Source organism: Granulicella arctica (assembly GCF_025685605.1).
GTDB classification, from domain to species: domain Bacteria; phylum Acidobacteriota; class Terriglobia; order Terriglobales; family Acidobacteriaceae; genus Edaphobacter; species Edaphobacter arcticus.
Map to the genome: position 1 here is coordinate 512,740 of NZ_JAGTUT010000002.1, position 25,173 is coordinate 537,912.

At 55.0% G+C, this 25,173-nt stretch carries 13 protein-coding genes and 1 pseudogene; 1 reads left to right on the top strand and 13 read right to left on the bottom strand.

What is annotated here, in order from left to right; all coding sequences use genetic code 11:
• Window positions 1-68 precede the first annotated feature (68 nt).
• The 12 genes from OHL20_RS22070 to tssB form a co-directional block, all read right to left on the bottom strand.
• Window positions 69-7,865, bottom strand: a complete 7,797-nt coding sequence (locus OHL20_RS22070) for a DUF7948 domain-containing protein (protein WP_449555759.1) — start codon at window positions 7,863-7,865, stop codon at window positions 69-71.
• Window positions 7,866-8,111: 246 nt separating this feature from the next.
• Window positions 8,112-8,606, bottom strand: coding sequence for a hypothetical protein (locus tag OHL20_RS22075; protein ID WP_263385464.1), 495 nt, complete (start codon window positions 8,604-8,606; stop codon window positions 8,112-8,114).
• Window positions 8,607-8,672: 66 nt separating this feature from the next.
• Window positions 8,673-10,733: a type VI secretion system Vgr family protein gene (locus OHL20_RS22080; RefSeq protein WP_263385465.1), complete on the bottom strand. Its 2,061-nt coding sequence runs from the start codon at window positions 10,731-10,733 to the stop codon at window positions 8,673-8,675.
• A gap of 80 nt (window positions 10,734-10,813) precedes the next feature.
• Window positions 10,814-13,474: a type VI secretion system ATPase TssH gene (gene tssH / locus OHL20_RS22085; protein WP_263385466.1), complete on the bottom strand. Its 2,661-nt coding sequence runs from the start codon at window positions 13,472-13,474 to the stop codon at window positions 10,814-10,816.
• Between the two features lie 43 nt (window positions 13,475-13,517).
• The gene (gene tssG / locus OHL20_RS22090) at window positions 13,518-14,570 is read right to left on the bottom strand and encodes a type VI secretion system baseplate subunit TssG (RefSeq protein WP_263385467.1); all 1,053 of its coding nucleotides are present in this window, start codon (window positions 14,568-14,570) and stop codon (window positions 13,518-13,520) included.
• Window positions 14,534-16,381: a type VI secretion system baseplate subunit TssF gene (tssF, locus tag OHL20_RS22095; RefSeq protein WP_263385468.1), complete on the bottom strand. Its 1,848-nt coding sequence runs from the start codon at window positions 16,379-16,381 to the stop codon at window positions 14,534-14,536. Before tssF ends, tssG begins: the two co-directional genes overlap by 37 nt.
• 3 nt (window positions 16,382-16,384) lie before the next feature.
• Window positions 16,385-16,846: a type VI secretion system baseplate subunit TssE gene (tssE, locus tag OHL20_RS22100; protein ID WP_263385469.1), complete on the bottom strand. Its 462-nt coding sequence runs from the start codon at window positions 16,844-16,846 to the stop codon at window positions 16,385-16,387.
• A gap of 45 nt (window positions 16,847-16,891) precedes the next feature.
• Entirely contained in the window at window positions 16,892-18,769 is a 1,878-nt protein-coding gene (tssA, locus tag OHL20_RS22105) for a type VI secretion system protein TssA (RefSeq protein WP_263385470.1), read from the bottom strand.
• Window positions 18,756-19,487 (bottom strand): type VI secretion system accessory protein TagJ, encoded by a 732-nt coding sequence (locus OHL20_RS22110; RefSeq protein ID WP_263385471.1) that lies wholly within the window; start codon window positions 19,485-19,487, stop codon window positions 18,756-18,758. Before OHL20_RS22110 ends, tssA begins: the two co-directional genes overlap by 14 nt.
• Window positions 19,488-19,495: 8 nt before the next feature.
• Window positions 19,496-19,972, bottom strand: coding sequence for an Hcp family type VI secretion system effector (locus OHL20_RS22115; RefSeq protein ID WP_263385472.1), 477 nt, complete (start codon window positions 19,970-19,972; stop codon window positions 19,496-19,498).
• Window positions 19,973-20,044: 72 nt separating this feature from the next.
• Window positions 20,045-21,535 carry a type VI secretion system contractile sheath large subunit gene (gene tssC / locus OHL20_RS22120; RefSeq protein ID WP_263385473.1) on the bottom strand — a complete coding sequence of 497 codons (1,491 nt, stop codon included), beginning with the start codon at window positions 21,533-21,535 and terminating at the stop codon, window positions 20,045-20,047.
• On the bottom strand, window positions 21,528-22,052 hold the full coding sequence (gene tssB / locus OHL20_RS22125; protein WP_263385474.1) for a type VI secretion system contractile sheath small subunit: 525 nt from the start codon (window positions 22,050-22,052) through the stop codon (window positions 21,528-21,530). Before tssB ends, tssC begins: the two co-directional genes overlap by 8 nt.
• Window positions 22,053-22,485: 433 nt before the next feature.
• On the opposite strand from tssB, the gene tssK reads away from it, so the two are divergent.
• The gene (gene tssK, locus OHL20_RS22130) at window positions 22,486-23,841 is read left to right on the top strand and encodes a type VI secretion system baseplate subunit TssK (RefSeq protein WP_263385475.1); all 1,356 of its coding nucleotides are present in this window, start codon (window positions 22,486-22,488) and stop codon (window positions 23,839-23,841) included.
• Here the strand turns inward: tssK and OHL20_RS22135 are convergent.
• Window positions 23,838-25,173: pseudogene (locus OHL20_RS22135) on the bottom strand (hypothetical protein); the annotation flags it as partial. The gene tssK and the pseudogene OHL20_RS22135 sit on opposite strands and share 4 nt — an antisense overlap.

Here is a 25,173-nt window from a genome sequence, read left to right on the forward strand (position 1 = left end):
CGAAAGGTGACGTAACGTCCTTTCTTACAGTAGCGAAGGACAGTGATGCATGCTCCTTTTCGTGTCCATTAGTTTCCTGCAACGACAGTTACGTCGAAGGGCGCCGTGATGAGTATGGTGCCTCCCTTGATCGGTGTTGCTGAGGCACGGAAGAAGTAGGTGCTCGCTGCTGCTGCGGTGGGGATGTTAGTTACGCCAACACCCGAACCACAACCCGAGAGGCTAACTGCGCCTCCGAGCAAGAGAAGCATAACGAACAGACTGAAGCGTTTCGCATCGACATCGCGACGACGGAAGAGCAGCAGGGGGAGCAGCGTTGCGGCCAAGATGCTGACTGCAGCCGTTCCCCAGGACGGGCTTGTGTTCCTCGCGTTGATTGTACCCGTCGTGACGACATATATTGCGGGGTTCGCGGGCGAGGTGGTGGTCGTGGGGTTAGGAGGATAGACGATCGTCGCCGGAATCTGGCAGGACAGGCCGATGGCCAAGGCGATCGGAGAGTTCTGGGTTGCGGCGTCGACCATGAAACAGGCGAGATTGTAGGTGCCACCAGAGGCTGGGATCACGTCACCCAGCTTCCATTGAAAGCCGACTGTCTGCCCTGAGGTAACGGTTGCGGCTGCAGTAATGTAGCCAGCCTGAACAGGCGTTGTCGCCAGGGTTGCATCTGAGGCGGGAGGGAGGATGATGAGGCCGCCGCTACCGCCGTTGATGCTGGGCGTGAGGAGCGTTACATCGGCGCTGCCGAAGGCTATCTCCTGAGGAGGAGTTCCGGCGAGCCGGGATGCGTCGATCGGACAGGGTTTGACCGAGGTGACGGGAGTGTAAGAACTGGACGGATCACCGGGGTCGCAATCCTGATAGGGAGGGTTATTGTAGATCGGTACGGCGAGTTGATCGGCTACCTGCACGTAGAGGGTCGCGTTTGCCTGAACCTCATAAGGCGTCGCTGCTGTCTCGAAGGCGGTGGCGGCCGCGGGCAGAAGCGGCCCAATGACATGGCTGAGGCTGGGGATGAGGCTCTCACCACCGAAGATCCAGGTTGTGAGGATAAGGTTGTCGTCACAGATACCACGAGGCGTTCCGGTGGAGCTATCGGATACATAGCAGGGATCGTGGTCATTGTAGTCATGAATGGCGGATGGAAAGAGGAAGGAGACCTCTGAGACTCCCTTCCCGGGGGTCTGTGAGGCTACCTGTGTGCTGGAGCTGATATAGGGCGCGAAGTTGACTGGCTCCAGAACCGCAACGGTTACAGGAGCCACGTTGGGCGCAAAGCCGTTGACCTGACCGCAGATCTGTTTCGGCTGGCTCTGCGGGGCAGGAATGGCGACGTAGGAGGTATACGGCAGGAGGAGACCGCCTGGGGTGACGTAGGAAGGCTTGGCGAAGGGAGTGAGGCTGGTCGTGATATCGCCGAGGTACGGGGCTGCTGCGTTCGGAACCGGGTTGACTGTCGTGCCCGTTGGGAGACCGGAGAGTGCCCAGAGAAGAGCTCGCTCCGGCTTAGCGAAGCTATCGGCGAGGGCAGAGCTGCCGTTCGTCAGACAGATGCCGGTGGGGTTCGAACCGGCCTGCGGTATTGCCGTGGTTGCGAGAGTGTAGAAGGTGGGGGCTGCGCCGGCTCGATAGAGCGGGATGACCTTCTTGTTGTCGCGCGGATCGGGAGAGGCTCCAGATGGGAGGGCTGGACCAGCGGAGCTGAGGGCCAGAGTCGTTGCACCCGGAGCGGTGATGGTTCCAAAGGAAAGATTGGCGGGCTGCGTGAGAGCTGGAGAGAACGGCGCTACCTGGAAGTTGCTGCCGTAAGGAGTGTTGACGACGGTGACACTTCCACCGGTGAGGGCTGAGAACGTTGATGTTTTGACGGTGTCGCTGACACCCTGATCGGCCAAACCGGAGTACGAGATATTGAAGCCTGTCTGGGCATTCCTGCCTACGAGCGTGTTCAAGCCGAAGTAGCCATCGATATCTACTACAAGCGTGTTTCCGGCGACCTGTGAGGTGGGCGCTATGCCCGCGCTGCTCGGGATGACGGAGCCGATGGCTGCACCAGGTGTGTAGGCACAAGCATCTGGCAGGACGGAGGAGTCAGGAGTCGTCGTACTTACAGTAGGGGCAGCGGCGAGGGTGATGCCGGTAGGCTTGACGATGGTCAATTGCGGTTGACGGGCGATGTTGGGCCCGCTGTTCTGGATGAGCACCTTGTAGCGAATGCAGTTATATACGGGAGATGTGTTCGGCAAGGAGCTTGGCGCCGCCTGCGCAATCATGGAAGGCATGTTTGGCAGGCTTGGGAGTTCCTGCTCGGCGATCGTTAGCTGACGAGGAGTGCCGACGAGTGTGAGGTGGGCTGCTCGCTGGATGGAGTACGCAGGAACAGGAATGCTCTTATTGTCGAGATCGGTATCCACCTCAAGTGTCGAGGAGGTCGTGGATTCGCCTGGCTGGGACGTGATCTGGGTTGAACTTACGTTGAGGCCGAGATTGTCTATGCCGGGAGCATTGTCCTGATATTTGCCCTGGTAAATAAATTCGATGGAGGTCGCATTATCAGGTGCACCGGATTTGGAGGAACCTACCGGAAGGGACTGGTAATTCGGGGAGGTTGGCGCGCCGGAAGCGGGAGTGCCGTAACTGCAGACGATGCTCTTGCCAGCGGCTCCGGTCTGGTACGGCATGGTGAGGGGTGTTCCTCCGGGCGCGTCGGAGAAACAGAGGAGATTGTTGTGCGGAAGCTGCGAGGCGGGAGCCATATTTGCGCCGGTATCAGGATTGAGCGAGACTCCTGAAGCCAGATAGTAGTTGATGAGGGTGAAGTAGGGCGGGAGTTGCTCGGTGAACTGCACGCCGACAGCGATGTTGGGACCGGCGTTACCGACAGCGACGTCATACTCGATCTCGTCGTTAGTACCGAAGGGTGTGGCGCTCGTCTTCTCATCAAGATTTGGATAGGCCAAAACAAAGGTAGAGGGGGCTGTCGCTACTGAGTCGTTGCGCGTCTTGCGGAGAACGAGATGGGTAAGGCGTTCGATGGCGATGGGGGAGGCTGCGCTGTGATTGTTGGGAAGTGCCGACGGACTGGGATCTATGGCGAGCGTGGTGGTCGCGACGGCTGATTGCAGTGAGGTGACCGGGTTAACGAGCGACTGCTTCGAGGGCATCGTTCCGGTGATATCCGCGTTGATGCCGTTGTCGACGAACTTGCCCGTGTAGGTAAGCGTGAACGGGGGCGGAGGAACTGGCGGGGGCACGGCGCTGCTTCCTGCGGAGACTGTTCCAATGGCACACATCATTGCCACGGGTAACGCCTGAGTGCGATAGGCCAGGGTGGGGGCAACTCCCCCGATGGTGCAGTTGGCGGCTGCCGAAGGAAGCTGAACGAACCGGAAGTAGTTCGGCAGCACGTCCGTTAGCGTGACGCCAGGGACATCATTGAGCGGCGTGTTGGCGATCTGAAGGGCCGCGGTGAAGCAGTCGTTGACTCCACAGGTAGTGGAGGAGGAGTTCTCATCGAGGTTGATGGGTGAGAGTGGTTTCGTACCCGAAAGAGTGACAGTCTTCGTGATGACAAGGTGCGCGGCGCGATCGATCTCGATGGAAGGCAGAGTTAGAGGTGCGGGAGCGCCGTTTGCATTCTCAGTGATGACGATGCTGCCGAGCGTGCCCCCCGCGCTGCCAGTGGTGATCGTTGCCGTACTCAGCGGGACGGTAGCTGAGTCAAAGGTTCCGCTGCCGCTAATCGTGGCAACCGATGTACCGACTGGAATGTTGCCGGTACAAACGTACTGGTTGGTGCTTGCAGGAATGGTGCAGGACAGCATCGTCCCAAAGTCCGGTGTTCCGAACGCCTTTGTCGGATTGAGGACGGGCAAGGGATGCTGTGCCGGTGTCTGAGTTGGTGTTGGTGGCGCTATCGGGAGATCAATCGTGAGTATGACTCCGGTGGCAGTGTCCGGGCCAGCGTTGTCAATCGTGACGGCGTAGCCGAGTTGGTCGGCAGTGTCGCCGGAATTGTGCATGTATACGCATGAACCGGGAGCGCCACTGCTGCACGATGCTGTGGTGAGAAGAGGGGTGAGGGAGTGCGTGCTGATCGTCAGGTTCGCAGTCCGCTGCACCATGATGGAGTTCGACGAGATGTAGTCGGTCGGCGGTCCACCTGTTTCAACCGCAAATCCTAGGTTGAGCGTTGCTGCTGCACTGAAATTCTCTGCCTGCAGACCTGCACTGCCTATGCCGTTGACGCTCATGTTCGCAGAGGTATCGGGGAACGACCCCGTGAGCGTATATGTGACGCTTGATCCTGCAGGGATGATTGGGATGGTGCAGGTGGTGAAGGAAGTAAGGCACGTGATCTCCGCGCCGCCTGTTGCGGTGAATCCAGCGGGAAGGGTGAGCGTCAGTTGATCATGGCCGCTGGAGGTGCTTGGTCCGCTATTGGTGATCAGGACCATGTAGGTCAGTGGAACCTTGAGGTTATATCCAAGCTGTCCAATTGGAAGAGCGCTGAAGCTGGTGGTCAGCGCGAGGTGAACGCTGCGCTGCACGGTTGTGTTTGCAGTGATGCTCTGATTCGGAACTGTTGATTGATAGCCGCTGGAACTCACAACAAACGCAGAGGAGATAAGACTCGAAGCAGACGTGGAGCTTACGGCTGAGTCTGGATAGGTTCCAACCACTGTGTAGGTAAGACTGGCGCCACCAGGAAGATCGATGCCCGTGCAGCCGGTTGAGGTGCAGGTTGGAGTGTTGGTGACTCCGGACAAAGTTGTTGTTGGTACGGAGAGATTGAGGCCAGTGGGTAAGGCGGTGAGTGCGGAGGGGTCGAGGGTAAACGACGTGTTCTTTGACTCGCCTGCGCCTGCGGCGTTTGCGACTGTAAAGGCGTAGGTGACCTGCGTACTTTGCGTGCCTGTCGGATTGCTGATTGCGCTTGCCGTGCTAGCGCCGAAGGTGGCGCCTGGCGTGATCGACAACAATGCCGAGAGGGTCTGGCTTACCTGAGGCGCGCTGTAGTACTCGGAGGCAGCCGTAAAGAGGTTTGCGATTACCGTGATCGTGGAACCTGCGGGGTCGGCGACGACCTTCGCGTTGACGACAAGGTTGAGTTGGTCGTTTGTGCCGGGTGTCATCTGGGGATAGCTCGGGATGACGCAATATGCGCCTTGTGGTTCCAGCGGACAGGTGATGGCGGGGACGGCGGAGTTCGTGACGTCTGTAATGGTGACGCTGGTATAGACGAGCGCCGGGTCACTTGGTGCGGGGATCTGGATGACAACGTTCGCCGGTGCGATGGCTGATGTGGTGCTTGGCGCCTGGGTGAGGGTCCAGGTATAGACGACGGTCGAGGCGTTGTTTGCATCGGGAAAACCGATCGTCGCCGGCATTGGACTTCCGGGGGTGAGTGCAGCAAAGGTGAGGTTGGCGCTCAGTCCCGCGGACGCAACCTCCGCCAAGTAGGCGGAAGAGTTTGACGACGTTGCGGGCGAGATTGTCTGGTAGGCGGTGTAAGGCGTAAATGGCGGGGTCGAAGCGGTAACAGAGTCGTAGCCAATATTGGCAACGATGTAGGCGTTGGATTCATTATCTAATGCGACACCAGCTACAGAATCAGAGATACCTGCGCCACCTATGTTGGCAACATAGTTTACGGCTGTCAGCGTGCTGTTCAGCAGGGCAAGATAGCCCCGTTTAGAGCCTGCTGGAGCTACTGTGGTCGCATCCATCCCGAAGACCATAGCTTGCGGGACGAAGGGTGTACTGCTTGTGCCCGTTGTCGTAACTACACCTGCAAACGCAGTTGCCGGTGCAGCGGTGATAGCCGGGGCATCCGTCTGCCCGGTGATGAACAAGGTCCCATTCGCATACGTTCCGGCAGAGATTGTGTCGGTCGATCCACTGCCGCCGAGGTATGTCAAAACTGTCGGTGGCACTCCATTCACAGGGATCAAGGGAGGGGTGCTTGCCAATTGCGCAGGAGGCAACTGCGCAATAAAGCCGTTGGCGACCGTATCGACACCAGTGCCCTGGATAGCACCAGCAGTCGTAGCAAGGTTCGTCGAGGCTGTATTTCCGAAGAGATAGCTGTTTCCTGCTAGATCGATTGCAAGCCCTGCAACTGTGTCATCTTTGTTTCCATCGATCCAACTAAACCCTGTAACTACGGAGGAGTTGCTTGTTGCCGGTGAGACCGTAACATCTTGAAATGTTAGTTCAAAGGCGTCAAAGGTGGTGCCGCCTGTGTCGCTGTTGGTTGCTGTAGCGTTCGGCAGACTGAAGCTCCCGAGAGTCTGACCGCCTAAGTAGATGGAACCGAGTGCATCGACGGCAATCCCGTTGATCTGCGAAGTGTTTTGAATGTAGGAGAAGTAGGCAGGAATGACGAGATGATTAATACTTGAGTCGCTGAAAGAGGAAGCTGTCGACACTCTTAGGACATACGCATTTCCAGGTAATGAGGGCACCTGAGGCGACGGAGGCGCATTTACCTGGGCTGTCATTATCGGTGTAATAGGAAAAGCATCCGCAGAGGGTGTAAGTACAAGCGCCGCTGTCGTCTTAGAGCCGAGGGTGCCAGCAGCATAAAGACTTCCTGAGCCGTCCAGAGCCAATGTTTGCACCGAGTTGCTATTGGCGCTGGCGGGATCAGCATCCGTATAGACAAGCGCTGTTGCAGTAAGTGTTCCGGTCGTAGGTGCGAGAGTAGAGATGTAGCCGACGTAGCCGCCCGCGGTACTTGGATTGGAGGCGGTTGTGGCTGGGCCGGCCGCGATTGCAGAGTCATTGGTGTAGCCGCCAATGTAAACACCTGCCGTGTTCTCGACAATAGAAGAGACGGCAATTGTAGAGGCGGGATCAGTCGCGCCAACGTAGGTGATCCACTGTAGCGCTATACCGGACCCATTGTTGGAGAAGTTAGCTATGAAAGCGTTATTGGCACATGATGCTGTTCCACAGTTAGCTACAGGCGTGATCGGCGTAGCTGTGCTGGTGACAGGAGTAGGAGCAAAGGTGTTCGCTGCCGAAGTTGTCGTTCCAGCAATGAAGATGCCGTTGATGGGATCAGTTGCGATAGCGCTTGCAGTCGATCCGGCGGTGCCTGCAACGAATGACGAGTAGACAATAACAGGATCGATGATCAACTTTTTAGAGTGATCATAGGTGCCTAACTTGAAGCGCAAATCCTGACCATCGATTGTTTGCTCCAATAGAAATGTCGCGGCCACTTCGATGCGCTTACCGGCTGCGCTCTCCTGATAGGCTACTGGCTTCTTGAAGCGCAACTCTCCCGATTCGACGGAGATCAGCACTTCGCCACGACTGGATAATGTCGTTCGGGATGCTCCACGAAGTTGCATGGCAATCAAGTCTGCGTTTGCGTCAGGTGCAACGATGAAGTCGTGCTCGATGGCGTCTCCGGCAGCGTAGAATTCAGCATCGATACCTGGATAGACGCGACTTAGGCCAACTCGGCTATAGTTCCTAATTCCATGACGATACTTTGAGGGATCGGAGCCTAGATAGTAGTTGGTGAGAAATGGTACCGGCGTGATGCCAATTGGAGCGCCTGCATCACTTCCCTTCAGGCTTAGTACTACGGAGGATGAGGTCCGGTCGCCGGGTATAGAGAAGCGAAGATCTTTGCGACCAATCCCAACGGAATAGCGCTGCGTCCGGCCGATGAAGCCAATGCCATCGGGCATCTGGTCTTCATTTTGCTCGAATGCAAGGGGTAGAGTCCACTGTCGATCCGTGTAGGAGGAGGGGGATGATTTCTTTACTTCTCCAGAAGCGGAACCAGTAAGTAAAGGCAGAGAAAACGGCAGAACAACAAAGAGCAAAATCTGGCGAACCGAAGCCATGAGACACCTTCATATCGCAACTAAGTAACAGCAGATAGAAAAACAAACCTTCCCAATTTGCGGGAGGAGCAATTAAAAAAGTAATAGTTGAAATCATGGCCGATCATACAAAAGCTCCCATACCCCGTCAACACAAAACGAAGGCATGGCTTATTGCGAATAGCTGAGCACTATTTGCTGTACAAAGACCGTTACGACGGTGCTATCGCTCAAGGAAACGCGATGAATTGATAAGCTGTCCTTGCGTTAGCGTGGGACAGAGGCTTCCTGCAAAGGGATAATTCGAAGGCCCTTCGCGAAGGATTCGTAGGCAGGGCGTACTGCCTGCAACTGTGATTCAAGCGTGGTGAGGGTGATGATTCCGACCCAGAGACCAGCGCGAATATATTGCTGCACGTGAATCATGTTGCCTGCCTCGTTGGGCGTATGACGAACGAAGAAGAGGTAAGCCTCATCAGCGCCAGCGAACGGCATAAGTTGCGGGCCAGCCATTCTGGGAAGTAACAGGTGACTCTGGATCAGCTTTTCCTGTGCCGCGATGTAGGCCGGCAGACCATCCGGCGCTGAGAGCGTGTCCTCGCCAAGACTCACATTGGCTGGGATGACAAGAGGGTCTGCCGTCATCTGCTTGATGCCAAACTTCGCAATGTACATCCATCCGCCGGGTAACGCAGTGACACGCCAACGTCCAACCGTTGGAAAGGTCAATGCAGAGCCGGATTGTTCATTAGGTTCCGTCAAATTGCACCGTATTTCTAATTCCCTCTCGGGTCAGCTTAGGAGAAGTTTGCCGCCGAATGAAGCGAGCTACATCTTACCGCCCTTGGTACCATCGTCGGCCTGGTCGGGAGCAGTAGGGGCACCAGGATCTGTAAGCGTCGCCGGACTTCCGGCAACGGGTGCGCCGCCGCTATTGATCAGGACCATTGTTCCAGTTATCGATACGCCCATAGCATCGATGGTGATGGAACCGCCCGCCCCTTTTAACGTCAAGGCCATCCCACTTTCTATGACAACGGTCATCCCTCCCTTGACGTAAACCTCCATGCCGGCATCAACTGCATAATTCATCCCGACTTTCTCGCCGTGGTTCTGCCCCACCTTGAGCGAGTAGTTTTGACCGATCTTATGGTTCATGTCTGTTCCGACATCAAGGTCGGCTTTCTGGCCAATCTTCTCGACCAGGTTAGCTTGCATGTTACTGTGACGATCGCCGGTGATGTCGTCGTATTGAGCGCCTTTTACGATTAACGAATCCTTGCCACCGACATAGCGTCGATGATCATTCTCGATTCGGTGGTCCATATCCATTTCAGCGTTCAGGTAGATCTGCTCGCTTCCCTTTTTATCTTCGAAGCGAATCTCATTCGCGTTGGCTGCAGCACCGCCCTTGCTGCTGCGAGTGACCAGGCCCGAGCGTGTGCTCATGTCCGGCAATGCATACTTGGGCATATTGACACCGTTGTAGACAGAGCCAACAACGATTGGATTATCTGGATCACCGTTGATAAATTGAACAATCACCTCATCCTTAACACGAGGCCAGAAGAAGGTTCCCCACCCGCTGCCTGCCCATGGCTGGGCAACACGCAACCAGGTGTTATCGACCGTGTTGGCCGCTCGGAGGCGATCCCAGAAGAATTGAACACATACACGCCCCAGCTTATCAAGATGAATGTCCTCACCAGAGGCGGTAACTACCATTGCTGTTTGAGGACCATAAATGACCGGCTTTGGCGTAGTGTAGTGCGGCCGGAAGACGGTATCACTTGATATTGCGGAGAAGCGATTGACATAGTCCGCTCGCTGTCCCACTCCGGTGCTTCGATAGGATGGAACCTGCTCGACCTGATGGCTGATCTGCGTGAGTAGGTACTTGCGATTCCAGTCGTCGCGGGGATGGTCCTTCATGGTAAAGGTGTAGCCACTGGCAAAGCTTCGCGCGCTGGAGCTTCCGTGAAAGATCTCTGCGCCTGCATCGCTCGCATTCGTGCGTGCGGTCAGAAATCCCGCTACATGGTTCGGGGTCGACAGCGCTTTACCTACTTCTTTTACGTAGCCTTCTTCTCCACCAGGATAGGTATATCGTTCGTAAGCATTATTTACAAAAGGACTTACGCTGTTCTGTGCATCGGCCTTGTGTACCTGATAGGAACGATAGTCGTAGTCCTGGGTGCTATGCTTGCCGGTTACCATGGTTGCGGTAGAGCTAAACTCTTCGAGCGAAGAGACATAGCGGTCCTGTCCTTTGCCAGAATTTGGGGCGAAGGTGATGGTGCTTACCAGTTCGCAATCCTGATAGGCCGTTCTGGCATTGCTGAAGTACACCTTGTTATCGCTCTCGGTGTGTTCAAACCAATAGAAGATGCCATGCTGCTCCGCCAGACGCGAGATGAAGTTGAAGTCCGTCTCAAAGTATTGCGTGCAGTAGTCGAGCGCTTGAAGCGAACCTTCGGTCTTATCTGCCATGCTGATGCCGTACGGTTCGAAGACTGCCCTAATGATGGCCATGACCGTCTCGCTCTGAAAGACGCGGCAATTTGAGCTAAGGGTTAGCTGCCAAAGGGAAGGTACGATGTGGACCCGGTAGTTATCGAAGTCGGTATCACCCGAGGTTTGTTCAAAAGCAGCGACAATACCATTGACGTAGCGGCTTCCCTGCACGTCCACAAGTGCTATTTCGACCGTGACGTTCTTGCCGATCAGCTGCGCAGGATCAATGGTCGTCCCAGTGTCAGCGAGGAGTTCTGCCTGAAAGTCAAAGAGGCGGGAGATTCCCTCCACCCCCTCCAACGCCTCAATCACCAAGACATCCTGGCCCAGCGGACTTGTAAACTTCATCAGCCTTTCGGCTTGTGCTTGCGGCATGGTCACCTGCTCCGATACGCTTGTTTCGAACTTCTTGTCTAGTTTGAAGAGTACGCGGCCCCAAAGATCGGGGCCGATGCTTAAGCCGGCTGCAGCGCTTCGTCCCAGTCATACACCATCTTGCCACCTTCTACGGAGATGTCGATCGTTTCGATTGCTACTCCTTCCGCCAGGCGCCCGAGGATCTGACGTGAGATCTCAGGCAACATGGTGTTAGAAAGAATGTTGTCGACATTGCGAGCGCCACTCTCGACTTCGGTGCAACGTGATGCTACCTCATTGAGAAGGAGATCGTCGTACTTCATCGTGACTTTGTGCGTTTCGAGCAAACGACGTTGGATCTTACCCAATTTGAGACGAATGATCTGTTTCAGTGCTTCGTCGCGTACGGGGAAATAGGGCACAATCAGCATGCGCCCAAGAAAGGCGGGCTTGAAGATCTTGTTGAGTTCCGGCTTCATAGCGGCAAGCAGACCGTCGTCATTCGGCATGGTCTCCGGATCAGCACATAGCTTCATCAGCGTGTCTGTCGCGGCGTTGCTGGTGAGGAGAATAATGGTGTTGCGGAAGTCGATCTCGCGACCTTCGCCGTCTTCCATGCGCCCTTTATCAAAAACCTGAAAGAAAAGTTCCAAGACATCGGGGTGAGCCTTCTCGCACTCGTCGAGCAGGACAACGGAGTAGGGGCGACGGCGAACCGCCTCGGTGAGCACACCACCTTCACCGTAGCCGACATAGCCCGGAGGCGAGCCTTTGAGCGTGGAGACGGTATGGGCTTCCTGAAACTCCGACATATTAATCGTGATCATGTTCTTCTCGCCACCGTAGAGCAGGTCAGCGAGTGCAATGGCGGTCTCCGTCTTTCCGACGCCGCTTGGTCCAACGAGCATGAAGACGCCGACTGGCTTGACCGGATCGTCCATGTTGGCGCGAGACGTCATGATCCGCTGGGCAATCTTAGCCAACGCGTGGTCCTGGCCGATGACCCGCTTCATCAAGTGAGTGTCCAGGGTGAGGACGGTAGAGATCTCGTCCTTCATCATCTTACCGAGAGGAATCCCGGTCCATGCTGAGATGACTGCACCGCAGATCTGTGCATCGACCGACACGCTCATAAGTCCGTGCTCGCCTTGAAGAGCAGCTAATTCGGATTCAAGCTCCGCTAATTTTTTGCGCTCATCAGGGCTGGTCTCTTTGTTTTTCTCCATATCCGCTTCGAGCTTGATCTGCAGCGCGCGGATGCCAGAGACGAGCGTCTTCTCCTTCTCCCATCGCTCGGTCAACTCTTCCAGCTTTGCCTTGCCCGACGCCATCTTGGTTTCGATCTCTGCGAGACGCTCGCCGTGATCAGCACCAATGATGTTCTCTCGCTCGAGTACACGCTTCTGCACGACGAGGCTATCGATGTGACGCGTGACATCTTCAAGCGCTGGAGGCATTGAGTTATGGCCAAGTGCGAGCCGGGCGCAGGCCGTGTCGAGAACGCTGACCGCTTTGTCAGGCAGTTGACGACCGGCGATGTACCGATGAGAAAGCTTGACTGTTGCGACGATTGCTTCGTCGAGAATACGCAAGCCGTGATGTTTTTCGAGAGAAGCGACGATTCCTCGCAGCATGGTGCAGCAGACTTCTTCGGTGGGCTCCTCGACCTTGACAACTTGGAACCGGCGAGCCAGGGCGGGATCTTTTTCGAAGTACTTTTTGTATTCTGACCAGGTCGTCGCGGCAATCGTTCGCAGTTCTCCACGGGCAAGCGCCGGTTTGAGGAGGTTGGCGGCGTCGTTCTGCCCGGCTGTGCCTCCGGCACCAATCATCGTGTGAGCCTCATCGATGAAAAGAATAATCTTTTCGGTAGAGGACTTGATCTCATTGATCAACCCTTTAAGGCGGTTTTCGAACTCACCTTTGACACTCGCTCCAGCCTGCAGGAGAGCAAGATCGAGGCTATGCAGACGAACATCTTTAAGAGCCGGAGGAACTTCATTCTGAACGATGCGGTTCGCCAGTCCTTCGACGACCGCCGTCTTTCCTACGCCAGCTTCACCGGTCAGGATGGGATTGTTTTGACGACGGCGCATGAGGATATCAATCATCTGCCGAACTTCGGCATCGCGGCCAAGAACCGGATCAATTTTGCCGGCCTTTGCGTTTTCCGTCATATTCACGGTGTAGGCATCGAGATTCGGGGTCTTGCCTTTGCCGGCAACAGGACCATCATTCGTGGTCTGATCACCAGTACCGCCAGAGGACTTGAGAGCAGCCTGTACCTCGCGCGAATTTGCGACGATAGTGTAGAAGTCTTTACGCAGACCCTCTGGCTCGATCCGCTGAAGTTCCTTGCTGATGTCTTTGACGACTCGGGCCAACTCTTCGTTCGTGAGTAGGGCCAGCATGGTGAAGCCAGTGCGGACGCTACCTGCATCGTATTCGATGCTGGCAACTGTCCAGGCTTCGGCAAGCATTTTGACGAGCTGAGGGCTGAACGCCGGGGAACGTGCATTGCCGGTCTTCAGGTTGTCGAGGCTGCGCTGCAGTTCGGCTGCAAGTCGCGACTTATCCACTCCGTAATGCTTCAGGATTGCGGCTATATCGTTATCGCTGCTCTCGAGCGCTTTGACGAGATAGTGTTCGATCTCAATGTCGTAGTGCGTGCGAGACATACAGAGTCCGGCGGACGATTCGAGCACGCTGCGGGTTGTGTCGTTCAGTTTCGCAATCAGTGATTTCAGATTCAAGCTCATGGTGTGTAGCCTTTCTTTCCGCTATCTTGTACGAATCTTTGTATCAGGCAAGGAGGTAAGTCGCTTCGCCCGCATCTGTTTTCTTTGGTTTTGTCTTTAGCCAACTCACGAGCCCAAGCTGGGGGGATACCTCTCCCTTGCCTCCAAGCTCACACGCGGGAACATCGTCGCGTTTCAAGATCAACTGCACCTCTGTTTCGTAGGCCCCGTCCGAGTACAACTGCAACCATCCTGCCAGATCACGATAGCCCGGTTTTCCAGGTAAGAACTCAACATACTGCTTAAAACTCATGGGCCCGAGCGAGACACGGATGCGGCCATGCTGGTCCCATACCTCCTCACCGGTCACTACGCCGAAGCCGAGTCGTTCGCTGAGACGTCCGCTGCCCGACAGGAAAGTCTTATTCTCCTCAGGGAGGAGGCGCCATGTACCTGCGAACTGATTTATCTCTACTGGAACGTCAAAATAGTCCTCTAGTATTTGCCGCAGCGAATCCGCGGTACGAATGTGACGCCCGAGCAGGCCGGCATAATAAATGCAGGTGCGGTCCGGAATGATGGCGCGTCCACGTAGTCCCTCTGTTCCAAGGCCTAGAAAATCGAGAAGCCTGAGGCTTAGCTTGTCATCCCGATCGGCCTCCAGACCGACAAAGAAGTGATGCTTCTCCCAAGCGCGGTAAAAAAACGAAATAATGCGATGGTTGAAAATATCAAAGAAGTCAGCCATCGCGTGATCTTTTTCGCGAATTCGGACTAAGACCATCTCGGTATAGATGGATGGCAAGGCAGACAGAGCCGCGGTCAGTCCCATAAATTGGACAGTCATCTTCAACTGTCCGGTCGACATTCGCTCGATGTCAAAGAGTTGACTCGGCGGAAAGGTAAGGGACGGCAACGAGGAAAAGCGAAGCGACTCATCCTTTGGTTGGGCGAAGTGCCCTACTTCGCCTCGTCCCTTCTCCATGCGCTGCAGCATGCGCACTGCCTGAAAAAACTCTACGCGGAAGGGCTCATCCTCGAGCATCTGTCGCACCATCGCAAACTGTGCGTCGTCACTTTCTAAAGCAAAACCTTTGTGCCCGCTCTCGGTGACCATGTCCGCATAACCTCCTTTCTAAGATTTGTGCGCACCGTGAGCTGCGAGAAGCTGTTCATCGAGGCATAACCTGCTAGAAAGCGGTCCAGAACGGCCGCGAACAAGTAGACTCCGCCGCCGGCAAATTGCTGTTCATCCAGATCTAACTGGACTCGAGTGCCGCGTGCAGGAACCAAGCCGTAATCCGATTGCACAAGAGCAAAGTGCGGGGCACACTCCATCTGCTGAATGCTGCTGATGTGATTTTCATGATGATTCGAGTCAGTGAAGTTGTGGAGGCGAAGAATCTCCTGCAAGGCTGTTCTTCCCTCTTCTGTGAGTGAAAGATAGTTCAAAGACAGAAGGGAGATCAGTCGCCAAACCTGCCCCTTGCCAGTCGGCGGATCATAGCTGACGGTGGGCCGACGGAGGACAACAATCGTCTTTGCAGCGGCATGAGCAACTGCCTCAAGGTCGCCTTCAAGAGATCCGAAGTTGAAGCGTGAGGGCAGGTCAAAGTTTGAACAGGTGCATCGTACCGTGAGCACATCAGCTTCTGGGTTCTTGATCTGGCCATCGAGATCAACGATCGATATAGTGAGGGTTGACGGTTCTCGTTCTCCTAGCTGATTCATGTGGCGGCTTGCTGTCCAGAAGGCGAGTTCCTTCTGTTCTCTCGTTTGATAACGATGCGCGTTCACGGGCTCAAGCAGGACAGACTGGCGAAGCTTTGGATTTGCCGCAACGACCTCGTTAATACTGAAGATCTCCATCATGGCTGAGTGACGCCCGTCGGGAACGATGGTGTAGTCATGTCTCGTCTGACTCAGCAAGATCGGCTCCGCTGTCTGCGGAAAGAGATTGATCACTGGTGTGCAGCCAAGGCGAAAGGTTCGGGCGCTGACACCAAGCTCCATGACCTGCTGCCGGTCAGGACGCTCGAAACGCGAAAACAGAAAGATGATCTCTGCCTCGTCGCCGAAGCCTGATTGGCCTAGCAAGTCCAAGCCCTGGAGATCAAAGAACAGGAACTTCTCGGGCAATGCGAAGTACTCCTGCAGGAGACGGTGTCCTTCAGCCGATCTACGTTCGTGCGGGATGACGCTCTCATTCTTCTCGAAGCCGACCATGGTGATATGTTCCGGACCGAGTGAAAACGTTTGCGCCCTGTTCTTGGGATTGCGTAAGTGTATCTCTATGCAATTTGCGGAGATCATCTCATACAGGTTGTAGACCACGCTGGCATCGCCCGAGAGGTAAAAGCGTAGTTTGGTGAGTGGCAAGCCGTCAAAGACGACATCCGGAAAGCACTTAAGGTGCAGACGTGCAACGGCGATTGCTTGAACATCGCCGGTAGAACGGACTGGATACTGCAGGCGCTCCGCCTGTCGCCATTCTGCCTCCGCAATCGTGAAGGGCCATAGATCAACGTCGTATGCGGTCTGAAAGCGGCATGGCAGGCCATCAACTGTTGCCTTTGAAACTAATGCCGTCCCTTGTGGAACCCGTGCTCCGGCTGTCTTCTTCCCCTGCGCAGGATCGGAAAGACACTCCACGATCGTCATCGATGGGATGGGTCGAAGATAGGCGGGGTAAATCATATTCAGGAGAGCTTCACTGGTTTCCGGGAAATCGTCGTCGATTCTGCGGTGGACTCGGGCTGCCATGAAGGCAAAACCTTCCAAAAGCCGCTCCACATGCGGATCTTCACATGTGTCTCCATCGAGTAAGAGCCGTTGGGCTACGCGAGGATACTTACGCGCGAATTCGCCACCCATTTGTCGCAGATAGGTAAGTTCGCGCTCGTAGTATTCCAGCAGCTCTTCGGACATCGCCTACTTTACCTCGTACGCGCCGCGCGTCAGTTCGAGCACGGTATCAAACTGTATATCCTCAATGACTGTGTCGAACTGAATACGACCCTCGATTTGAAATCGCAGACTACGCGTCAAGGTATCTGCACGAGCGACAACAACTCGCAGATTCTGAATTCGCGGCTCAAAGATACGAAGTGTCTGGATCATAGCGTTAAGCAAAGCGTTTTGATCCGTTCCGGAAGCGGAGTAAGAGTTTATGTCGGGCAATCCATAGTTCACCACCGACATTGCTGCCTTGGGATAGCGGTGCAACTCTGGCATAGGCGGTCGTCGAGAGTTCAGAAGATTCTCCACGTCTCGCTTAACGGACTCACGATAGAGACGCATTGAGTTATGGCGGGTGGTCGGCCAGTCCTCGACATCGCAGAGCCGGTCGAGGAGTGATTGTGTTACGAGATTTTCTGCCTTAGTCTTTGCCATCCAGCTCTCCTTTCCGCCCATTACGAGTACCGTGGCCGCGCAATGCTAACGGCGCATACTCAGTGCAGCTTGCGGATCGAGCCTACATAGTCGTTCAAACAACGCTTCCTTATCCTCGGAGGTGCTTTTCCTTTGGTCCAGACACTGTAAAAGCAAGCTTAGGGGGTGAGCTAACATCTCGCCACTTTCCCAGGTCTCCAAGCCACGACGCTCGATCTCCTGGGAGATCTCCATCAGGACTGGGTAGGCGATTGGATCCTGCTTTGCGACCATGCATAGCTGGGCCACCTGAACGCGGCGCTGGAATCGCTTGCGCCCGGTTGGCTGCAGTTCCGCATCTCGAACAAGGAGCGTGATAGCTTCCCCGGTTTTACCCCGCTTGAGAAGTTCCGTCGCGGTGTCATAGATCTCCGGCGGTTTCGGCTCCGTTCCGTTCGACGTACTTGTCACCGGAGCGAACGTCACGACCGGCTCAACTACAACTGCATCCACGATGACGGGCGACGGAGGCGGCGGCAGAATCTCTGCGTCGATCCACTGCTGCGTCTCCGGATTAGCCACAGGAGTGTCGTCATCCAGCATCCACGTGCGTACCTCGGGAACATCCGAGAGAAGACCCCTGACCGTTGTGACCACAGCGGTCGCGATTGCTGGCGCCTTCATCTCATTTGCAGCGCGCCAAATATATCTCTGAAGATCAAGCCAGGCACGAGCGCAAGGCTCCGCGAGCGTTTTCAAGCTGAGCTTCATCAACTCGTCCCACTTTGATTCGTTCGCGAGACGACGTAAGGTCTGACGTGTCTCGGTGGTCGGCGCAATTGCAAAATCGAGTGCAGGTTTTGCTCCTTCCCGGCGTGTCTCGCCGAAACGAAGACCGGAACAGACCAGGTATGGTGCGGGGGACTGTCCGTTTTCCGTTCTCAAAAACTCCGCACAAGTAATGATCGCCTCATATGCTTCGTTGGAGTTGGTAGGGACGCTCGAGAAGACTTTGACCGGTACGGTTGCGATTGCAGGTGTGATAGCCACTTCAGGAATAGCTGCCGCCTGAGAGAGGCTTGCGCCGGCAGTTGCAGGAGTTTGAACAGGCGCGGGCGCGGCGGCAATCTCAGGTTCGACAGGTGGAGGAGCTTCCACGACGACGACATCGGGCTCTATCTTCCGCTTCTCGTTGAGTAGTACTGAAACTACCTGTTTGACTTCTTCGATCGAGGTGAGCAACTTACCCATGTTTGGGTAGTCATCACCGTATTTTTCTTCATGAAACCGCCCGAGGTCATCAAGGATTGTGAGTGCTTCCTGCAACGCATTTTCAGTCGAAGTGTAGAACGATTTGGGAGTGGCTACAAAGCTCGAGTCAAAGTCTTCGCCAACGACCAAGCCTTGATTAATTGCATCCTGCCTCGCTGCTTTTTTTTCATTTGTGTTGGCGTCAGTCTCGAACCCAATGCGACGTGACTCCTTGTACTGCAGCATGCTTAATCCACCGGTTGTGATTGCGGCATTCCGAACCAGGAAATCTACACGGTTGATGACGCTTTCTACACTGCTTACGCGCAGACCAAGATCGCCGTCTTCGTCGATCTCCGGATAGAAGGTAGGCCAGAAATTCTCCTGCAGCTTCCATAAGAGCTCGAAGCACGGTGCGAGTAACGAGATGCTTTCACGTTTTAGATGAGATTCAACAAGCCAACCGGCCAATCGGAGATCCTTGCTCCTTTTGGCAAGCGTTTCTCCGGCCAACTTGATTACAAGAATATGATCAGCCTTCTTGAGTGTTCGCTCCCAGGCACCTGCCGAACCGATCTCCTGATCTTCCGTTCGGGCTTCCTTAATCTGGTCGAAAACTTTGTCGTAATAGAGATTCGCACCGGAAGGATTGTCGCCCGCGATTGGTTCGAGCAGATCCTCACGCAGGGGCATCGGTGAGGTCCTCCGCGTTCGAGTTCCAATCGATGCTGCGTATCTCAAGCAGCGGGATTTCTTCGCCGTCGATCCACATCAGCTTTTGGCCAAAGGGCGTTTCAACGCCAGTATTAGAGATCTCCCACACGCTTGAACGTCCGAGCTGCACCACTTCATCAGCCTGTTGAAAGCTGAAGGGAGAGAGCACCGGCAGAAGAACTTCGCCGAGGTCTTGGAGACGGAAGGCCGAGCTAGTCTGCACGCGTGCTCGAGCCCAGATCAAATCCCGTAGGCCTTCAGGCTTTTCAATTTCGAGATTTTCCATGTACTTCATGGGAATCCAAGTGTAGCTGCCTGCGATAAATACCTCGAGATTGGCGCCAATTCTCGGATCTGCATCATGAAGTGAGGAGAAGTTTTCTCCATTCCATGTCCCTGCTTGTGATTCGCCTGAAGAGATCGCTTCCGGGTAGGTTCGCTTGGCAAAAAGGTCCTGGCGCGTTCGTTCAGCATGAAGCGCACTTCGATACATCAATGCACCAGCAGCAGCCTGAGTGCTTGAATCGGCAAGAACGTCAAGCTGTTTCTCTGCGCGATCAAAGTTCCCCGCAAAGCAAAGCAGTTCAAACAGAAAAGTACGGCGCTTGGCGTCGAGCGGATGACTTCTCAGCTCTTCACCAAGCACCTTGATTGCTTCCTTCAGCTCACCGTTACGGTACAAATCCAACGCAGTCATGAACCAGCCTAGCTTACTTTGTTAGCCTTCAGGTCATACGAGATAGCAGCCTTTGCATTCAGCTTGCCAGTCTCATCCTGCTGCGAGTATTGCGTTTCAATCGTGTTGTAGCTGAAGGAAACGCTCTCCATCGGAGTTTCGCTTGATCCGCTGATCTGAATGGAGGTAACAAAAACCTCGCCCAGAGAGATCGTAAGGAAAGGGCTGCCATCGGCGCCCGATTTTACGGCCGTAAGCACACCAGTTGCGATGTGGGTTCCAAGCAAGAGTGCCTTGTACATCGGAGCGCTCGCCGCATCATAGTTCTTCATGATGGAGAGGTCTGCAAGCGTGGCCTTGCCAGCGCCGGAGCCGCCCGATCCTGAGACCGAGGTAGTCTGGCTAGCACCCCAACTGAAGGACATCACTGTTATCTCGTTCTTGTGTTTGTCATCTACTGATTCACCATCAATACCAGCAAGCTTGAAAAAAAAGTCTACGGCCATGATTTCTCCTTTTATCGTGTTGATGCTTCGAAAATAGTGGAAAGACGTTTTGCAAGTGACCGCTCTCGTCTGCTATTTAGCAGGAGCGGGCAGTTCGGCAACCAGTCTCAGAGACACCGTCAACTCATCCAGTTGGAAATGCGGTCTCATGAACGCGACTGCGCGGAGCGCACCTGCATTTCCTGGAACCGACATCACCTCGATACGTGCTTCGCGCAGAGGCCTCTTCGCCTTTGCTGCCGCGCTTCCAGTATCGTCAGCGAGTACATACTGATTGACCCACTGATTTAGGAATTTCTCTGCTTCGGCACGGCTCATCGCGCTGCCGATTTTGTCACGCATCATCGCCTTTAGATAATGTGCGAAACGCGACATGGCCATGATGTACGGCAGCTGTGCGGAAAGACGGGCATTCGCATTTGCCTCCGGCTTGTCGTACAACTTGGGTTTATTGACGGTCTGAACACTGAAAAAGGCGGCCTTGTCCGTTCCCTTGCAGTGAACGAGTGGAACGAAACCTTGGTCGGCGAGTTCTTTCTCACGCCGATCGGTGATTGTAACTTCCGTGGGACATTTCAAAGCGACATCGCCTTCGTCCGTTGTGAAGTTATGTGCGGTCAAGCCTTCAACCAGGCCACCGCCCTCAACGCCACGTATAGCAGCGCACCAACCCGACTTTGAGAAGGAATTGGTCATCCGCGCAGCAAGACCGAAGGCAGCATTGCCCCAGAGATACTTGGAGTGATCGCGGCCGTCTACAGCCTCTTCGTACGCAAAAGCTTCGATCTGCTTCGTGTCTTGACCGTAGGGCTGGCGCATCAAAATATGCGGCAGAGTAAGGGCCACATAGCGAGAGTCATCAGACTGGCGGAATGACTTCCACTTGGCATACTCGGTGCTATCGAAGATCTTCGACATGTCCCGAGGCGCTCCAAGCTGGGTGTAGTCACTAAGATTCAGCAACTGCGGCGAAGCAGCCGACAGGAAGGGAGCGTGAGCAGCCGAAGCGACTTGTCCGATCTTCTCTAGCAACTCCAGATCTTCTGGACCACGGCCAAACTCGTAGTCGCCCACCATCGCTGCAAAGGGAGCACCGCCGAACACGCCGAACTCTTCTTCGTAGACCTTCTTGAAAAGAGCGCTTTGGTCGAACTCGGGAGCGCGCTGCAAGTCACGCAGAAGATCCTTTTTCGAGGCATTCAAGACCTTGATCTTGAGCATCGCGTTGGTCTCGCTCTGATCCATCAGGTACTTGATGCCACGCCACGTCGCTTCCAGCTTCTGGAAGGATGGATGATGAATGACCTCGTTCAATTGGATGGAGATCAAGCGGTCGATCTGCGCGAGACGAGCACTAATCGTCGCTTCGGCATCCTTGCTCAAGGTCATGGCGCCATCAAGAACCTGGCTGACAAACTCCTTTACAAGGTCTTTTCCACGTTCGAGGTCGCCAGCTTCGCGGCTGAAGCGGCCTTGAGCAACGATTTGGTCAAGGAGAGAAACTTCTCCAGTTTCGGCCGTTGTTGCTGCTGCACTAGCTACTGGATTCGCGGCACTACTCATTTGGAACCTCCTCAGCCTTGGACCCAACCTCTGCGCGAAGCTTGTTGCGATCCTCCGTGCTGGACACTGCGTCGAAGAGCATCTGGTCGAGTTTGTCGTTGCCTTGCAACGTGCCACGCAGGTCCGACAGTCTCGTGCGGAGATCAAGCAGTTCTTTCAGTGGCTTGACCTGCTTGGCAACGTTTTCGGGCGAGAAATCATCCATGCTTTCGAAATGGAGATTAACCTTCACTTGACCAGCGTTGGGATCGTCGCTCAATTTGTTGTCTACAGAGTATGCGAGGTGAGGTGCCATTCCCTTCAGAACACTGTCGAAGTTATCTGGATTGATCTCAACGAATTTGCGATCCTTGAGTGCTGCAAGAGGGGTCTCAGGCTGGCCAGTCAGGTCGCCAAGAACTCCCATGACGAACGGCAGTTCCTTCATCTCAATCGCGTTACCGACCTCAACGTCGTATGTGATGTGAACGCGCGGCGATCTGACTCGATCGAGTTTATGCTGTGTACTTTCGGCCATAATGTTCCCCAATCTGTAAAGTTTGCAATGCCACTAAAGAGACCATACCTTCAAAGATCTGTCTAGAGAAAATGTCTACTACATACGAACCGCTGCACACCATAGTAGTGCGCAACGGCCTGATTAAGTTTCATTCTGAAGAATGATCGTAGGAAACTTTTTCGGTTTGCGCCGCGGGACCCGGAGAACCATGTGACTTTCGAAGTATTTCTGCTGCTCGAAAGTCATCTAGACAGAAGAAAATCAATTTGCCGTTCGGATACGAACTCTATCCCAACTTGTTCACATCTTCAAGCAGGAGGGTGAGAAATATTTTTCTCATGCGTGGATGCTGATTTCAAAGCCTGCCTTTCGCATCTTTATCTTCTTTGAGAGGCGTTTGTGAATCTTGCGGTAAGCTTGCGTAGCGTCCACAAGGCTACGGGAGTCCCACATGCGCCAACTCCAACCCGTCATTTGGTCCAAAGGCACCTTTCTCTCGCCTCAGCATCTGCAGGCACAAGAGCGCTTTGTCGAGGACACCGTCAGGTTCTATCTAGATTCACTTGCCTCTAAATCCTGGGGTTTCCTCCGCCTTCAAATCGACGGAAAGGCCTTGACGGAAGGTACGCTTTCAATCTCCGTTGCTTCTGGCATTTTTCCAGACGCTTTGCCGATCGACATTCCTGCCTCTGACGCGGCTCCACCATCTCGTGTGTTGGAAGATTGCTTCCGTGAGGGACGGAGTAGCTGCATGTTCTATCTGGCTATCCCACAGTACCTGCATGGCGGCATGAATGTCTCGTTGCAGCGTGGGCGTGTCAGCACGCGCTATCTAGCGCATCTGCAGATGACTCGTGATGAGAATAGCGGAAGCGGCGAGAAGCCCGTCCAGGTCGCACGCAAGAATCTTCAGTTGTTGGCAGAAGGAGAAAACCTTGAGGGGTCCGTGCTGCTGCCGTGCGTTCGTATCCTCAAGACAGAAACGGGCTTGTACAAGCTTGATCCTAGCTACGTTCCGTCGCTGATCGACGTGCACGGAAGCGACGTGCTGACGAACATCGTTCGCGGTATCGTCGAACTACTGGTAACCCGAAGCAGTCAGCTTGCGGGAGGAAGGCGCCAGAAGAACCAGTCGCTGGCAGACTTCACCGCGTCGGACGTTGCCAACTTTTGGCTGCTGTACACAATAAATACACATCTGCCGGGTTTGCGCCATTACCTCGAATCACGGAACGTGCAGCCAGAGATCCTCTTTGGTGACTTGTCAGACCTCGCAGGTGCGTTGACCGCTTTTTCCGCAAAACATGATCCACGCGATCTTCCGCGCTACGATCACGAGCAACTTGGTCCCTGCTTTTTCGAACTCGATCGACTGATCCGATTGATGCTCGAGACGGTGGTTCCAAGTAATTTCATTGCGATTCCCCTCAAAATGCTTCGAGAGACGATCTACGCCGCCTCAATTGACAAGGATGCATATTTCGAAAATTCGAGATTTTACCTTGCTGTGTCGGCAGATATGCGAGATGCAGACCTGATCGATCGTATTCCAAAGCTGACCAAGGTATGCTCTGCGACACACATCGAAACGCTTGTGCGACAGGCGCTTCCGGGAATACGTCTCACGCACATCGAAACGCCACCGCGAGCTATTCCTGTAAAGCTGCGGCACCAGTACTTCTCGATTGAGCGAAGTGGTTCGGCTTGGGAGGCAGTTCAGCGGGCGCGTAACTTCGCAGTCTACGCACCGTCGGATTTGCTCAACCCGCAGATGGAATTGATCATCCTGCTGCCAAACGCAACCTAACGCTTCATCAGGAAGATTACGGCAATCAGGATTGCGAGCAGTAGGAAAATGATAAGGATTAGCAAAAGAGGCAACATCTGCTGAACTTTGCCTGCGGACGAAGCGGCTGTCTTTATGTCTGGCAGCTTTACTTGTGGAACCTTAGGGACGGCGAGGTGCGGTACCTGCATATTTAGATGTGGTGCCGCAGGTGCTCCTCCTCCTCCGCTCGGCACAGTCAGCGGCGAAACGGAGATCGAGGGCAACTTGGGAGCGCTCACTGCAGGGAATTTCATCCCCGATGAAGCCGAGGCGGGAGCCGCTTGTGCAGCTTCTGTTCCGGCAGAATCGCCCCCTCGAAGCGCGCTCTCGCGAAATGCTGATGCATTCAGAATGCGGGTGAACTCGCTAGGTCCGGCGCTCACTGGAGGAGGCAACGGGGCGGAGATTGCCGTAGGAAGATGAAAGGCTTGCGTTGCATCCTGACTCGCTGAACCCTGGCTAAGTGGAGGTTCGGCATACGTGCCTGGGGAAGCGGAAGCGTCGAGGGTACCATACGCTGAGGTAAACGCTCCCGGTTGCTGCGAAGACGCCGTTTGAGCTTGCGGCGGAGCGGGTCGAGACGGTTGCTGGGACGGTTGATCAAGCGTTCGCAACAGTTGGGTCAGGCCACCGCTTGAAGGACCGGCCGAAGGAGAGATCGGCGTTCGAGGGGGAGGAGACGCATAGCCAGCATCGCCTGCCGGGGTGTAGGGGGGAGCAGAGCCCGCACTGTTGGGGGCCCCTCGCTGCGGCGAGAACATCTGTGATGCCCCGCCGTTCTCGAGAGTGCGCGGAGCAACGCCGGGCGGCTGTGAGTCTGTCGGGCTCACCTTATCGGGTCCATTCGAAAGTGTACCGAACAGCTGCGTAAAGGAGCCACCCTGCTGCGGCCGAGCTTCAACTTGCGAAGGTGGTCCCGGAGAAGGGGAGGAGAGAGTCCCAAACATCTGCGTAAACGAACCCGGGCTTCCAGATTGCGCCTGAGGAGTCGCGGCAGGGTACGCAAATGAAGGATCAACTTTGTCAGCTTGCGCGGATTGGGCGTCAAGTGTTCGAAACATCTGTGTAAATGAGCCAGGTGCGGATGTCACCGGTTCAACCGGCGCGGAAGACGACGCTGGTTGCTCTACGCCTGGTGCCTGGGCGCCGAGTGATCGAAACATCTGCGTGGATGATCCAGACGCAGGTGCCTCGGAGGTAGCGGCCGGTGCTGCCCTGACGGCCTCGCTCGCAGCACGGGCTGGCACATCGAACATTGCCGTAGAAACTGCGTGCGGAAGCTCTGCCGGGGCACGCGGCCTTTCTACCTCG